Source organism: Cytobacillus gottheilii (genome assembly GCF_018582665.1).
GTDB classification, from domain to species: Bacteria; Bacillota; Bacilli; order Bacillales; family Cytobacillaceae; genus Cytobacillus; species Cytobacillus gottheilii.
The window spans coordinates 3,174,358-3,187,393 of sequence record NZ_CP071709.1 but is presented as its reverse complement, the minus strand read 5'-3'; the positions used below and the strand labels follow the sequence as shown (position 1 = coordinate 3,187,393).

Below are 13,036 nucleotides of genomic sequence, written 5' to 3'. Positions count from 1 at the left end.
AAAAATATGCTATACTTTCAGTGAATGGAGTGATTGAACAATGGATAAAAATCAGCAAGGTATTCAATATATGCAAGAAGGAAAATGGGAGGAAGCTGCACAGTCCTTTATGGAAGCCATTGAAGAGCAGCCGGATAATCCAGTTCTATACATAAACTTTGGCAACGTCTTAGCAGCTGTCGGCGACCCTGAAAAAGCGCTGAAATTTTACGAAAAGGCGATTGCCCTCGATGAAAATGCCGCTGCCGCTTACTATAGCGCAGGTAACTTATACTATGATGAGCAAAACTTTGAAGAAGCTAAAAACATGTTTGAGCGTGCGATGCAAAAAGGCTTAAATACTGGTGATAATTATTTCATGCTTGGCATGTCTTTGATGGCGCTTGATCAGGCCCGTCTTGCACTGCCATATCTGCAGCGAAGCACCGAATTAAACGAAGAAGATGCGGAAGCCTTTTTCCAATATGGCCTTTGTCTTGCAGGACTGGAATTCATTGAAGAAGCCATTGCACAATTTAAAAAGTGCGTCAGCCTGGATGAAGAGCATGCCGATGCATATTACAATTTAGGTGTAGCATATGGTTTTCAGGAAAAAGAAAAAGAAGCATTGGAACACTTCGATAAAGCACTGGAAATTCAGCCTGATCATGTCCTTGCAGGCTATGGGAAAAAATTGATCGAGAAGGAATAGTGCTGGAGGTATTCTCACTCATTTAATCTGATGTTAAAAAGCCTTTGAAGGGAGGGACCATCAATGGAGGAGCAGGGCTCATTAAACTTATTTTCCGGTGCAGAAGAAAAATATATGAAAGGCAAGCATCTTGTGACGATTTTCCATAACGAGCAAAACATGTACACGGTGCTGCGTTTGCGGGTTGAAGATACAAACCATACATATGAAGATAAAGAAGCTGTGGTCACAGGCTATTTTCCAAAGCTTCATGAACATGAGACATATATTTTTTACGGAGATCTGAAGGAGCATCCGAAATTTGGCGTCCAGCTTCATGCTACCCATTACCGCAAGGATATTCCGCAGACAAAGCAGGGCGTTGCCAATTATTTATCAAGTGAGCTATTTAAAGGGATTGGCATTAAAACGGCGGAAAGCATAGTGGAGGAGCTTGGAGAGAATGCGATCTCTAAAATTCTGAATGAGCCTTCTATACTTGATCGGGTTCCCAAGCTTTCCGGCGAAAAAGCAAAGCTTGTTTATGATACGTTAATGGAGCATCAGGGATTGGAGCAGGCCATGATTGCTCTAAATCAATATGGCTTTGGGCCGCAGCTATCAATGCGAATCTATCAGGCATATAAGGAACAAACGGTTGATATGATTCAAAATAATCCATACAAGCTTGTTGAAGATGTGGAAGGAATCGGTTTTTCGCGCGCGGATGAGCTGGGATATCAGATCGGGATATCAGGCAGCCATCCTGATCGCATTAGAGCCGCATGCCTTTATATGCTTGAAACCGGCAGCATGCAGAATGGACATGTGTTTATGTATGCCAGAGACCTTCTCCCGAGTGTTAAGCAGCTGCTGGAGGATAATAAGCGTGACCAGATCGAGTTCACTGATATTTCCAAGGAAATTGTGAAGCTTGGGGAAGAAGGCAAGATTATGGCGGAGGATCAGCGCCTCTATTTGCCGCCTTTGTATTTTTCAGAAAAGGGAATTGTGACAAATATAAAAAGGATTCTGCAGCAGACCCAATATGATCAGCAATTTCCTGAATCAGAGTTTTTAATGGCATTAGGTGAGCTTGAAGAACGGCTTGGGGTCCAGTATGCTCCTTCGCAAAAGGAAGCGATCCAGAAGGCGCTGATGAGTCCGATGCTAATTTTAACCGGTGGTCCAGGTACGGGAAAAACAACTGTCATTAAAGGAATTGTGGAACTGTATGGCGAACTGCATGGCTGCTCGCTTGATCCCGGCGCTTATAAGAAGGAAGAAACCTTCCCGTTTCTGCTTGCTGCACCAACAGGCAGAGCGGCTAAACGAATGGCCGAATCTACAGGACTGCCCGCTGTAACGATTCATCGTCTGCTCGGGTGGAATGGCAGTGAAGGCTTTGATCACCATGATGAAAATCCGCTTGAGGGAAAAATTTTAATTGTGGATGAAACGTCGATGGTTGATATTTGGCTGGCGAATCAGCTGTTTAAAGCTGTGCCAGAGAATATGCAGGTTATTTTAGTAGGTGATGAAGATCAGCTGCCATCCGTGGGACCGGGTCAGGTTCTCAAAGATCTACTTCGATCAGAAAGGCTCCCAACTGTCCGCTTAGTGGATATCTACCGTCAGGCTGAAGGCTCATCCATTATCGAGCTTGCCCATGAAATGAAAAAAGGACAGCTTCCGGCGAATATTAGCGCTCCACAGCCTGACCGTTCTTTTATAAAATGCGGACCAGGACAAATTGGGGCAGTTGTTGAGAAAGTAGTTTTAAATGCGAAGAAAAAAGGCTATACAGCCAAGGACATTCAGGTGCTGGCGCCTATGTATAGAGGACCTGCAGGAATTGACAAGCTTAATTTGATGCTGCAGGAAATTTTCAACAGCAATCCCGATGGATCGCGGAAGGAGCTGGCCTTTGGTGATGTAACATATCGGATTGGCGATAAAGTGCTTCAGCTTGTGAATCAGCCTGAAAATCATGTATTTAATGGCGATATGGGTGAAATTGTTTCCATCTTTTATGCAAAAGAAAATACGGAAAAGCAGGATATGATTGTCGTTTCTTTTGAAGGAATCGAAGCAACATATACTAGACAGGACTTGAATCAGATCACGCATGCATACTGCTGCTCTGTTCATAAATCACAGGGAAGCGAGTTTCCGATCGTGATTTTGCCGGTTGTGAAAAGCTATTATAGAATGCTGCGGAGAAATCTGTTATACACCGCTATTACACGAAGCAGACAGTTTTTAATATTATGCGGAGAAGAGGACGCCCTCAGAATAGGTGTCGAACGGGCAGATGAGCAGGCAAGACTGACAAGATTAACGGAAAAATTACAGGACGGCATCATAGAGCAGGGCGGAGAAGTTCCACTTCAACTCGACGAAAATCTGTCATACGAAGAAATTCTGCTGGCTGCTGACCCAATGATTGGGATGGAAAATATAACGCCGTATGATTTTATGGAAAAAGGATATAGCTAATAGAAACAGTCTAAGTTAGGCTGTTTTTTTATGGGGAGCTTTACCATTTGACACAAGAAGGCGGGATCTGTTATGCCAAAGAAAAACGACAACAAGCTTACCTATGCAGAGATTGAGGCATATAAGATGAAAGAAGGCAGCTCACATGAGTTTTCAGAAGAGCTGGCTGATGGCGGAGAACGAAATCAGCGTTTTGATAAACCGCGCTACAATAAGAAATAAAAATAACTGTAGCATGTACTTGATTTGAATACTGATGTTCGGGAAGGCGGGAGCGCTCCTGAGGACATTTTCCCTTTTAAAAGGCTTGACCGTTTTTAACGCCAACACAGGTGATAAACTCGGCAGTATTTGCGATTTATTTATTTCCCAGGAAGGACTCGTAAAGGGTCTGTTATTGAAGAAAGGTGCTCTTTTAAAGAAAACGTTTCTCATTGATATTAACGATGTATCTTCGTTTGGCTGGGATGGTGTGATGATTCCAAGCCCTGCTGTCATGAAGCCGATTCAAAAGGGCGGGGAATACACGTGTGAAAGCCATAATCGCTTAACCGGCAAGATGCTGATGACCAAAGAAGGCGAAAAGCTGGGTTTGCTTGAGGATGTATATTTTTCCGAAGAAGTGGGCACAATCGTAGGGTATGAATGTACCGATGGCTTTTTTTCAGATATGCTCGAAGGAAAACATGTCATTAAGACAGAAGAGCCGCCTGCGATTGGAAAAGACGCCATCATTGTAAATGTAAAATAAAAATGAGGTGTCTTACGTCTATGTTAAAGTGCCCAAATTGCGGAAGCAAGGATATCGGAAAAATTGGCATCAATCAGTATTATTGCTGGGGATGCTTTATAGAGCTATCATTATCCAAAGGAATGATCAATACCCATCAAGTTGAAGAAGATGGATCATTAAGTTCTCTTGACGACTTGTTTGCTGAAGATGAGCGCCGCTATTCATCGTGACGAAAATTTAGCGGATCGAGGTGTGTTAGTTGAACAAAATATTAACCTCAGCAGCACTTATCGGAGCTGGATATGCTGTTTACAATGCCACTCAAAAAAACAAAATGTTCTCTTCAAGAAATATGAAAAAGATACAGAAGAAAATGACAAAAGCACTTTTTTAAGGCTGATATAGGGATACTAATTCGCAGATGAATTGGTATCCCTATTTTTATTATGTTGGAGTGTTTCGTTTTCTTAGCGCTTTGAAGCTAAGTGTTCTTAGTAAATGCCTGCTGAAGCAATGATCGCTATACTCCACATGATAAGAGTAAAAGAAATGGTCAGCCAAACGGTGTTTTTTGCCGTGTTTTCGTCGTTTTTTACCTTTTTTAAAATTGATACTAAATTCAAGCAAAACATAATACATAAGACAGGCATGAAGAACCAGCCAAAATACAGAGACGCAATCATCATATGTTTTTTCTCCCCATTATCATTTCTTCTATGTATATAAGCCAAAGTATGGTTGCTGTTTTAAACTTATTTTACCATTTTTGGTTAATTTATTTCAGCAGATTTCTTTGGTTGTGAAACAAGTGCCTGTCAGCCGGGAAAATTGATGCTGGAGGGAAGTTTAGAAGAAGTTAAGTGCCCGCCAGCCGGAAAAATTCATGCTGGAGGGAACAAAAGAAGGAGTTAAGTCCCGCCAGCTGGGAAAATTGATTAAGTCCATATAATTGTGTAAAAAGAAAGAGTCATTTTATTCCTATTTGTCCACAATGTTAACGACCAAGAAAACATTGGAAAGAGGGATAAAAATGACTCAGTTACAGTTTAACCTAGATATGGACGTTTTAAAAGAATCGATTATGAATTCTAATCTTGAGCTTATTGTGAAATCTACCTTAGTATTAGTCTTGAACGAATACATGGAAAAAGAACGAGATGACTATTTAAATGCAGCTGCCTATGAACGTTCTTTAGATCGTCGTGATTATCGAAATGGATATTATGAACGTGAACTCATCATGAGTATCGGAAAGTTAAGAATAAAAGTTCCCCGAACAAGAGGAGGTGAATTTTCGCCTTCTATCTTTGAGAAATTTTCGCGTGTTGATCAGACACTTATATTATCTATGTTAGAAATGGTCATCAATGGAGTTTCCACTAGAAAAGTAAAGAATATCGTAAAACAATTATGTGGCCAGAGTGTATCAAAATCTTTTGTTTCCTCCCTAACAGAGAAACTGGATCCTGTAGTAAAAGCCTGGGCTAATCGCCCACTTAATGTCGAATATTATCCGTATCTCTACGCTGATGCCACCTATATAAAAGTTCGAGAGAATAACAAGGTCATTTCAAAAGCAGCTTATTTAATTACTGGTATGGGTGAGGACAAAAAGCGTAAAGTACTTGGCTTTAAAATAGATCACGTCGAGAGCTTTCAAGCATGGCAAGAGTTCTTTCAAGATTTAAAATCTCGAGGGTTACAATCACCAAAATTAGTGATTTCAGATGCACATGCTGGATTAAAGAAAGCAATAGAAAGAGTATTTATAGGTACGGCATGGCAAAGGTGCACTGTTCATTTCAAACGAAATATTGTTAACGCACTTCCAAAAACAGGATCACGACAAATCATTTCTGATCTGAGAAAAATATACCAAGTAGTATCAGTTGAAGAGTCAAGAAAATATAGGGACAAATTTATTGAACTATATGCAGAAAATAAGAAAGTAAGAAAGGCAATCGAAATTCTCGAAGAAGGTTACGAAGACACGATCCAATTTCTAAATGAACCAGAAAAGTATCAAATACACATTTTAAGCAATAACTCATTGGAAAGGCTCAACCAAGAAATTAGAAAACGAGTGAGTGTGATCCGTATCTTTCCTAATAATCAGTCTGCATTTCGATTAATTGGTGCATTGTTAATGGAGAATGAAAATTTAGAATTAAATAAGAAAGTATACCTTACCGCGGAGCGAAATTTTGCTTAGGAGAAGGGGGTACCCCCTTCTCCTAAGCAAAATCAACTAACAGCTATTAATAGGTGGTAACATTGTGAAAAGGAATTTACACAATAATAAGGACTTGACTGAAAATTGATGCTGAAGGGAACAAAAGAAGGAGTTAAGTGCCCGCCAGCTGGGAAAATTCATGCTGGAGGGAACAAAAGAAGAGGTTAAGTGCCCGCCAGCTGGAAAAATCAGTGGTGAAGGGAACTAAAGAAGCCGAAAAGTGCCCGCCACTCCAAAAAATCCACCCTGACAGAAACAATAAGCGCAGAAAACCACCTCCCCTCCAAAATAAATGTATGATTCTCCCTCATCTCTCTCACACTATCCAGTGAGGGGGCGGACTTCAATGAATATCCCTATAAAGTGGTTTTACCGATTAGGGTTTTTGCTGCTTTTGTTTATTGTTATTTTTGTTTTTTTAAAATTAAAGACGTTGTGGCATCCGGTGCTGGATATTTTTTTAGCTGTATTGATTCCTTTCATTATCGGTGCGTTTATTACATATTTGCTTCATCCGATTGTGGAGCGGCTGCATGATACAGGGATACACAGAGGTGTGGCCATTTGCATTATTTATATTATTTTTTTCGGTGGAATTGGATTTGCTTTATATAAAGGGATTCCAGCCTTTATTCATCAGCTTAGGGATTTGACGGAAAGTGCTCCGCAATTTAGTGAGCAATATCGAAGCTGGGTCCAGATGATTCAGGAGAAAACGTCAATGTGGCCAGAAGGATTGCAGACAAGAGTTGATAGCGGCATTACAGCGGCTGAGGAAGCATTAGACAATTTGCTGACGAAAATTTTGGCTGTGATGATGAATTTTGTGAATGACATCGTAATGCTTCTGCTGATTCCTTTTATTTCTTTTTACTTGTTAAAAGATTATCCTCTTGTCAAAAAAGCGGCTTGGTATTTAACTCCCCGCAGGTGGCGGAAGGAAGGCTTGCTGTTTTTAAAAGATGTTGATAAGTCACTAGGCAGCTATATCCGAGGTCAGCTGCTTGTTTGTATCGTCATCGGATCCTTGTCAGCCATTTTGTTTTGGCTGTTTGGGATTAAGTATTCTCTGCTTTTAGGTTTGATTATTGGCATAACCAATGTCATCCCTTATTTTGGCCCGGTTATCGGAGCCATTCCAGCTGTCATTATTGCCGCAACGATGTCCACAAAAATGGTGCTGATTGCTATTGGGATTGTGCTCGTTCTGCAGTTTCTTGAGGGAAATGTTCTTTCTCCTTTCATTATGGGGCATAGTCTTCATATGCATCCGCTCGTAATCATGCTTGCGCTTTTAGCAGGGGGAGAGGCAGCTGGAATCCTGGGATTGATTATTGCTGTTCCGATCCTGGCCGTCTTAAAAGTAAGCCTTTTACATGCGAAAAAGCATTTTTCAAAAAAGAGGGAACGAGAGCCTGTGAAGCATTGACAAACCGCCTTTCTTATCGCTATAATGCGCTTATAAATGTATTTATACAAACAACATATTGATGGAACAAGTATGTTATAGACCACTTTTTAGAGAGGGGATTCCAAGGCTGGAAGAATCCCTGGGTGAAGGATAACAGAACGCTAATCCTGAATGCAGCTAATCCCTGCCGTCTTCCGCGTTAAGGATCTGAGAGATAGCAGAGTCAGCTCTGTTATTATCAGGGTGGTACCGCGAGTATAGTCCTCGTCCCTGTTTTGGGATGAGGGCTTTTTGTATTTTCAAAAGATTACAACTATTGTTTTTGGAGGAGTAAAGATGAAGAATTTATCAGGATCAGATATTCGCCGCCTCTTTTTAGAGTATTTTAAAGAAAATGGGCATGCTATTGAACCAAGTGCTTCGCTTGTACCGCATGAGGATCCGTCCCTTTTATGGATCAACAGTGGTGTCGCAACATTGAAAAAATATTTTGATGGCCGCGTTGTGCCTGAAAATCCGCGTATTACAAATGCGCAAAAATCGATTCGTACAAATGACATCGAAAACGTTGGGAAAACAGCTCGTCACCATACGTTCTTTGAGATGCTCGGGAACTTTTCTATTGGTGATTATTTTAAAGAAGAAGCGATTGAATTTGCTTGGGAATTCTTAACTTCAGAAAAGTGGATTGGTTTTGAAGAAGAAAAGCTTTCTGTAACCATTCACCCTGAGGATGATGAGGCTTACAGCATCTGGCGTGAAAAAATCGGGGTGCCTGAAGAGCGCATCATTCGTTTAGAGGGGAACTTCTGGGATATTGGAGAAGGCCCAAGCGGTCCGAACACGGAGATTTTCTATGATCGCGGTCCAGAGTATGGAAACGATGAGAATGATCCAGAGTTATACCCAGGCGGAGAAAATGAAAGATATTTAGAAGTTTGGAACCTGGTGTTCTCTGAGTTCAACCATAATCCAGATGGTACATACACACCGCTGCCAAAGAAAAACATTGATACAGGCATGGGTCTTGAGCGTATGGCTTCTGTTGTGCAAAATGTGCCTACAAACTTTGATACAGACCTGTTTATGCCGATCATCAATGCTACTGAAGAAATTTCCGGTGTAAAATATGGCGAGAACAAAGAGGCAGATGTGGCCTTTAAGGTTATTGCGGACCATATTCGTACTGTTGCGTTTGCAATCGGTGATGGAGCATTGCCATCCAATGAAGGCCGAGGCTATGTACTAAGAAGATTGCTGAGAAGAGCGGTTCGTTACGCGAAGCAAATTCAAATCAACCGTCCGTTCATGTTTGATTTAGTTGACGTTGTCGGCGATGTGATGAAGGATTTCTATCCGCAGGTTTCAGAAGGAAAAGACTTTATCCAAAAAGTAATCAAAAACGAAGAAGAGCGCTTCCATGAAACATTAAACGAAGGATTGGCGATTCTTTCGACGGTTATAAAAAGTGAAAAAGAAAAAGGCAGCACAGTAATTCAAGGTTCAGATGTGTTCCGTCTTTATGATACTTACGGCTTCCCGGTTGAATTAACAGAAGAGTATGCTGAAGAAGAAGGCATGACAATCGATCATGATGGCTTTGAGCGTGAAATGGAACTTCAGCGTGACCGCGCACGTTCTGCTCGTCAGGATGTTGACTCCATGCAAGTGCAGGAAGGTGTACTTGGAGACTATAAAGAGAAAAGTGAGTTTGTCGGCTACGAAAATCTTTATAGCGAAGCAAATGTTTTGGCAATTGTTAAAGGTGGACAGTTTGCAGATGAAGCAGCAGAAGGGGACGAGGTTCAATTTATTTTAGACCAAACGCCTTTCTATGCTGAAAGCGGCGGACAGATTGCTGATAGAGGTACACTCGAGGCTGATGGAGTGACTGTACATGTAAAAGACGTTCAAAAAGCTCCAAACGGACAAAACCTGCACCGTGCAGTTGTTTCAAAAGGAACGTTGAAGGTGAACAGTTCTGTGAAGGCAGTTGTGGACGCGTTTAACCGCTCTAAGATTATTAAAAATCACACAGCTACTCACTTGCTACACCAGGCATTAAAGGATGTTTTAGGCGCACATGTCAATCAGGCAGGCTCTCTTGTTGAACCAGATCGCCTTCGCTTTGACTTTTCACACTTCGGACAAATTACGGCTGAAGAGTTAGAAAACATTGAGCAAATCGTTAATGAAAAGATTTGGCACAGTCTTTCAGTCAATATCGAGCATAAAGGCATTGAGGAAGCAAAAGCAATGGGTGCGATGGCATTGTTTGGCGAAAAATACGGCAAAGTGGTCCGTGTGGTTCAAATCGGCGATTACAGCCTTGAGCTTTGCGGCGGCTGCCATGTTCCGAACACATCTGTGATTGGTTTATTTAAAATTCAATCAGAGAGCGGAATCGGCGCAGGAACACGCAGAATCGAAGCGGTAACAGGTGAAGGTGCTTATGCACTGATGAATGAGCAAATCATGACTCTGAAAGATGCAGCTTCGAAATTAAAAACAAATCTTAAGGATGTACCGTCCAGAATCGACGTTCTTCAAGGTGAAATGAAACAGCTTCAGCGTGAAAATGAATCATTAGCGGCAAAGCTGGGGAACATTGAAGCAGGAAGTCTTGTTGACATGGTGCAGGAAATCAATGGCGTTAAACTGCTTTCGGCAAAAGTACAAGCTTCTGACATGAACAATCTTCGCAACATGGCAGATGATCTCAAGAAAAAGCTTGGTTCAGCGATTGTCGTTTTAGGCAGCGCAAATGAGGGCAAAGTAAACTTGATTGCTGGTGTAACAGAAGATCTGATTAAAAATGGCTACCATGCCGGAAAGCTAGTGAAAGAAGTAGCTTCACGCTGCGGCGGTGGCGGCGGCGGCCGTCCAGATATGGCACAGGCAGGCGGCAAGGATCCTGAAAAGCTGGAAGAAGCACTGCAATTTGCGGCTGAATGGGTGAAATCAATTTGATCTCAGGCAAAAGTAGTGTAGAATGTAGGTAACCATCAGTGGTCATGCTCTAGAAGGTATTTCTGTGCGTGGCGACGAATATATCGCTCAAATGGTAAAGCGAGGTGTAAAACGTGAGCTCATTTGATAAAACAATGAGATTCAACTTTCCTGAGGAACCGATTGAACAGGATGTAAATGATGTGCTTTTCCAAGTGTATGGAGCGCTTCAGGAAAAGGGGTACAACCCCATCAACCAGATCGTCGGTTATCTGCTTTCAGGAGATCCTGCCTATATTCCACGCCATAAGGACGCTCGTAATGTGATCCGCAAGCTGGAACGGGATGAAATTATTGAAGAACTTGTCAAATCATACTTGAAACAGCAGCGAGAGGGATAAACATGCGGACGATGGGATTAGATGTCGGCTCCAAAACAGTCGGCGTCGCAATAAGCGATGCGTTTGGTTGGACAGCGCAAGGCTTAGAAACCATAAAGATCAATGAAGAAGAAAAGCAGTTTGGATTTGATCGTATTGGTGAAATTATTAAAGAACATGAAGTCAGTAAAATTGTTGTAGGCTTCCCGAAGAATATGAATGGCACTGTTGGCCCGCGCGGCGAAGCAAGCCAGTTCTACGGGAGCGAGCTTGAGAGACTTTTCGGTCTGCCTGTTGTCCTATGGGACGAGCGTCTGACTACAATGGCGGCAGAACGCGTGCTTTTAGAAGCAGATGTCAGCCGAAAGAAGCGCAAGCAAGTCATCGACAAAATGGCTGCGGTCATGATTTTACAAGGCTTTTTGAATAGCCAAAATTAATGAGGTGAAAGAAAATGGATCACGGTGAAAAAAATATTACAGTAGTAGACGAGGAAGGCAACGAGCAGCTTTGCGAAGTGCTATTTACATTTAACTCAGACGAGTTCGGAAAATCATATGTATTATACTATCCAATTGGTGAAGAAGATGATGAAGAAGAAATCGAAATTCATGCATCAGCCTTCATCCCTAGCGATGACAATACAGATGGCGAGCTTCAGCCGATTGAAACGGACGAAGAATGGGATCTTATTGAAGAGATGCTGAACACATTCCTAGCGGAGCAGGAAGAAGAATAAAAAGAAAAACCTTCAGATTTTATCTGGAGGTTTTTTTGTGCTTGTAAAAGTGTTTTCGACAATATTTTTTGGAGATAATTGTAATTTATTCTTACTAATTGTAATATTTTGCGACTTCACTCAGAAAATATAGTATAATAATGCGAGATATGAGAGCAGAAGGGCAAATCCTCGATTTTATGAGGAAGGGTATGTTGAAATGAAATGAACTGGACATGTCCGCCTGAGTAGGAGGGAAAATGTTTGTCATCAAATGAAACGAAAGATAAAAAATCGATTATTCGCCAAAAGCTGACTGAACGGCAAAGTGAAGCAAAAGTGGTTAGAAAGATTGTGTTTATCACAACGATTGTATTAATCCTTATTATTGGAGGAATAGCTGGCGGTGGCTATTTGTATATTAACTCAGCCATTAAACCAGCTGATCCTGAGAACAATACTGTAAAGCCAGTCGAAATTCCAATTGGTTCATCTGTAACAGGCATTGCCCAAGTGTTGGAGGATAATGGAATTATTAAAGATGCCCGTGTATTTAAATACTATGTCAAACTTAAAAATGAATCCGGCTTTATGGCAGGCACTTATGATATGAAGCCTTCCATGACTTTAGATGAGATTATTGGCAGTTTAAAAACAGGTTCGGTAATGGACGAGGTTGTTTTCCAGATGACTATACCGGAAGGGAAGCAGCTTGAGCAGATTGCCGGCATTATTGGAGAAAAAATCGGCCAGGAAGGTGAAGCTGTATTTGAACAGCTCAACGATGAAACATTTATTGAATCGTTAATGACTAAGTATCCTAATCTATTAACAGATGAAATTTTAGGCGAAAATGTCCTTTATCCCCTAGAAGGCTATTTATTCCCGGCCACCTATCCATTTTATAAAGAAGATCCAACAGTAGAAGAAATAGTCACGGTCATGCTGGATAAAACAAATGCGGTGATCAATGAATACGCTGGTGAAATGGGTGCCCAGGAAATGACGGTGCATGAGCTATTGACCATGGCATCACTCATTGAAGAAGAAGCAACAGAGCAAGTAGACAGAGAGTCTATTTCGAGTGTCTTTTATAATCGAATGGAAACGGGCATGCCGCTGCAGACAGACCCAACCGTTTTATATGCACATGGTGAGCATCTAGATCGAGTTTTATACGAACATCTAGAGATTGATTCCCCATATAATACGTATCAAAATACTGGACTAACACCAGGACCGATCGCAAATGCGGGTGTTTCCTCTATAGAAGCGGCACTATATCCTGCAGAAACCGAATACCTGTACTTCCTGGCAACAGGAACGGGCGAAGTGCTGTTCTCTACTACATTAGATGAGCATAACCAGAAGAAAGCAGAGCATATAACGAATCAGTAGAATACAATGAAAATGAAGGCCTGTATTGGCCTTCTTTTTCTAATT

Annotated in this window: 14 protein-coding genes; 13 read left to right on the top strand and 1 reads right to left on the bottom strand. The window is 41.5% G+C overall.

Going from position 1 to position 13,036, the window contains the following annotated elements:
* Nucleotides 1-40 precede the first annotated feature (40 nt).
* The 6 genes from J1899_RS15845 to J1899_RS15820 all read left to right on the top strand — a co-directional run bounded on the left by J1899_RS15845 (nt 41) and on the right by J1899_RS15820 (nt 4,296).
* On the top strand, nt 41-691 hold the full coding sequence (locus tag J1899_RS15845) for a tetratricopeptide repeat protein (protein ID WP_066443223.1): 651 nt from the start codon (nt 41-43) through the stop codon (nt 689-691).
* Between the two features lie 63 nt (nt 692-754).
* Nucleotides 755-3,169: an SF1B family DNA helicase RecD2 gene (recD2, locus tag J1899_RS15840; RefSeq protein ID WP_214475135.1), complete on the top strand. Its 2,415-nt coding sequence runs from the start codon at nt 755-757 to the stop codon at nt 3,167-3,169.
* A 72-nt stretch (nt 3,170-3,241) separates the two neighbouring features.
* Entirely contained in the window at nt 3,242-3,391 is a 150-nt protein-coding gene (locus J1899_RS15835; RefSeq protein ID WP_156495713.1) for a hypothetical protein, read from the top strand.
* Between the two features lie 34 nt (nt 3,392-3,425).
* On the top strand, nt 3,426-3,920 hold the full coding sequence (locus tag J1899_RS15830; RefSeq protein WP_306806918.1) for a PRC-barrel domain-containing protein: 495 nt from the start codon (nt 3,426-3,428) through the stop codon (nt 3,918-3,920).
* Nucleotides 3,921-3,940: 20 nt separating this feature from the next.
* Nucleotides 3,941-4,132, top strand: a complete 192-nt coding sequence (locus J1899_RS15825) for a hypothetical protein (RefSeq protein WP_066443225.1) — start codon at nt 3,941-3,943, stop codon at nt 4,130-4,132.
* 29 nt (nt 4,133-4,161) lie between these two features.
* Nucleotides 4,162-4,296, top strand: a complete 135-nt coding sequence (locus J1899_RS15820; protein WP_082851637.1) for a YrzQ family protein — start codon at nt 4,162-4,164, stop codon at nt 4,294-4,296.
* Between the two features lie 97 nt (nt 4,297-4,393).
* On the opposite strand, the gene J1899_RS15815 is transcribed toward J1899_RS15820, so the two are convergent.
* The gene (locus J1899_RS15815; RefSeq protein ID WP_080844777.1) at nt 4,394-4,588 is read right to left on the bottom strand and encodes a hypothetical protein; all 195 of its coding nucleotides are present in this window, start codon (nt 4,586-4,588) and stop codon (nt 4,394-4,396) included.
* 344 nt (nt 4,589-4,932) lie between these two features.
* Here J1899_RS15815 and J1899_RS15810 point away from each other — a divergent pair, with 344 nt between their 5' ends.
* The 7 genes from J1899_RS15810 to mltG all read left to right on the top strand — a co-directional run bounded on the left by J1899_RS15810 (nt 4,933) and on the right by mltG (nt 12,991).
* Nucleotides 4,933-6,114, top strand: a complete 1,182-nt coding sequence (locus tag J1899_RS15810) for an IS256 family transposase (RefSeq protein ID WP_214475133.1) — start codon at nt 4,933-4,935, stop codon at nt 6,112-6,114.
* A 367-nt stretch (nt 6,115-6,481) separates the two neighbouring features.
* Nucleotides 6,482-7,564, top strand: a complete 1,083-nt coding sequence (locus J1899_RS15805; RefSeq protein WP_214475130.1) for an AI-2E family transporter — start codon at nt 6,482-6,484, stop codon at nt 7,562-7,564.
* A gap of 318 nt (nt 7,565-7,882) precedes the next feature.
* Entirely contained in the window at nt 7,883-10,516 is a 2,634-nt protein-coding gene (gene alaS, locus J1899_RS15800) for an alanine--tRNA ligase (protein WP_214475128.1), read from the top strand.
* A gap of 113 nt (nt 10,517-10,629) precedes the next feature.
* Nucleotides 10,630-10,896: an IreB family regulatory phosphoprotein gene (locus J1899_RS15795; RefSeq protein WP_066443228.1), complete on the top strand. Its 267-nt coding sequence runs from the start codon at nt 10,630-10,632 to the stop codon at nt 10,894-10,896.
* A gap of 2 nt (nt 10,897-10,898) precedes the next feature.
* Nucleotides 10,899-11,315, top strand: coding sequence for a Holliday junction resolvase RuvX (gene ruvX, locus J1899_RS15790; protein WP_066443229.1), 417 nt, complete (start codon nt 10,899-10,901; stop codon nt 11,313-11,315).
* 14 nt (nt 11,316-11,329) lie between these two features.
* Nucleotides 11,330-11,614 carry a DUF1292 domain-containing protein gene (locus J1899_RS15785; protein WP_066443231.1) on the top strand — a complete coding sequence of 95 codons (285 nt, stop codon included), beginning with the start codon at nt 11,330-11,332 and terminating at the stop codon, nt 11,612-11,614.
* Between the two features lie 243 nt (nt 11,615-11,857).
* A complete protein-coding gene (gene mltG, locus J1899_RS15780) occupies nt 11,858-12,991 on the top strand; it encodes an endolytic transglycosylase MltG (RefSeq protein WP_214475126.1) in 1,134 nt (377 codons plus the stop codon).
* Nucleotides 12,992-13,036 lie beyond the last annotated feature (45 nt).

Bases quoted from the DNA above. Each gene is read 5' to 3' on its own strand.
- J1899_RS15845 (WP_066443223.1), top strand. From the start codon at position 41: ATGGATAAAAATCAGCAAGGTATTCAATATATGCAAGAAGGAAAATGG.
- recD2 (WP_214475135.1), top strand. From the start codon at position 755: ATGGAGGAGCAGGGCTCATTAAACTTATTTTCCGGTGCAGAAGAAAAA.
- J1899_RS15835 (WP_156495713.1), top strand. From the start codon at position 3,242: ATGCCAAAGAAAAACGACAACAAGCTTACCTATGCAGAGATTGAGGCA.
- J1899_RS15830 (WP_306806918.1), top strand. From the start codon at position 3,426: ATGTTCGGGAAGGCGGGAGCGCTCCTGAGGACATTTTCCCTTTTAAAA.
- J1899_RS15825 (WP_066443225.1), top strand. From the start codon at position 3,941: ATGTTAAAGTGCCCAAATTGCGGAAGCAAGGATATCGGAAAAATTGGC.
- J1899_RS15815 (WP_080844777.1), bottom strand. From the start codon at position 4,588: ATGATGATTGCGTCTCTGTATTTTGGCTGGTTCTTCATGCCTGTCTTA.
- J1899_RS15810 (WP_214475133.1), top strand. From the start codon at position 4,933: ATGACTCAGTTACAGTTTAACCTAGATATGGACGTTTTAAAAGAATCG.
- J1899_RS15805 (WP_214475130.1), top strand. From the start codon at position 6,482: ATGAATATCCCTATAAAGTGGTTTTACCGATTAGGGTTTTTGCTGCTT.
- alaS (WP_214475128.1), top strand. From the start codon at position 7,883: ATGAAGAATTTATCAGGATCAGATATTCGCCGCCTCTTTTTAGAGTAT.
- ruvX (WP_066443229.1), top strand. From the start codon at position 10,899: ATGCGGACGATGGGATTAGATGTCGGCTCCAAAACAGTCGGCGTCGCA.
- J1899_RS15785 (WP_066443231.1), top strand. From the start codon at position 11,330: ATGGATCACGGTGAAAAAAATATTACAGTAGTAGACGAGGAAGGCAAC.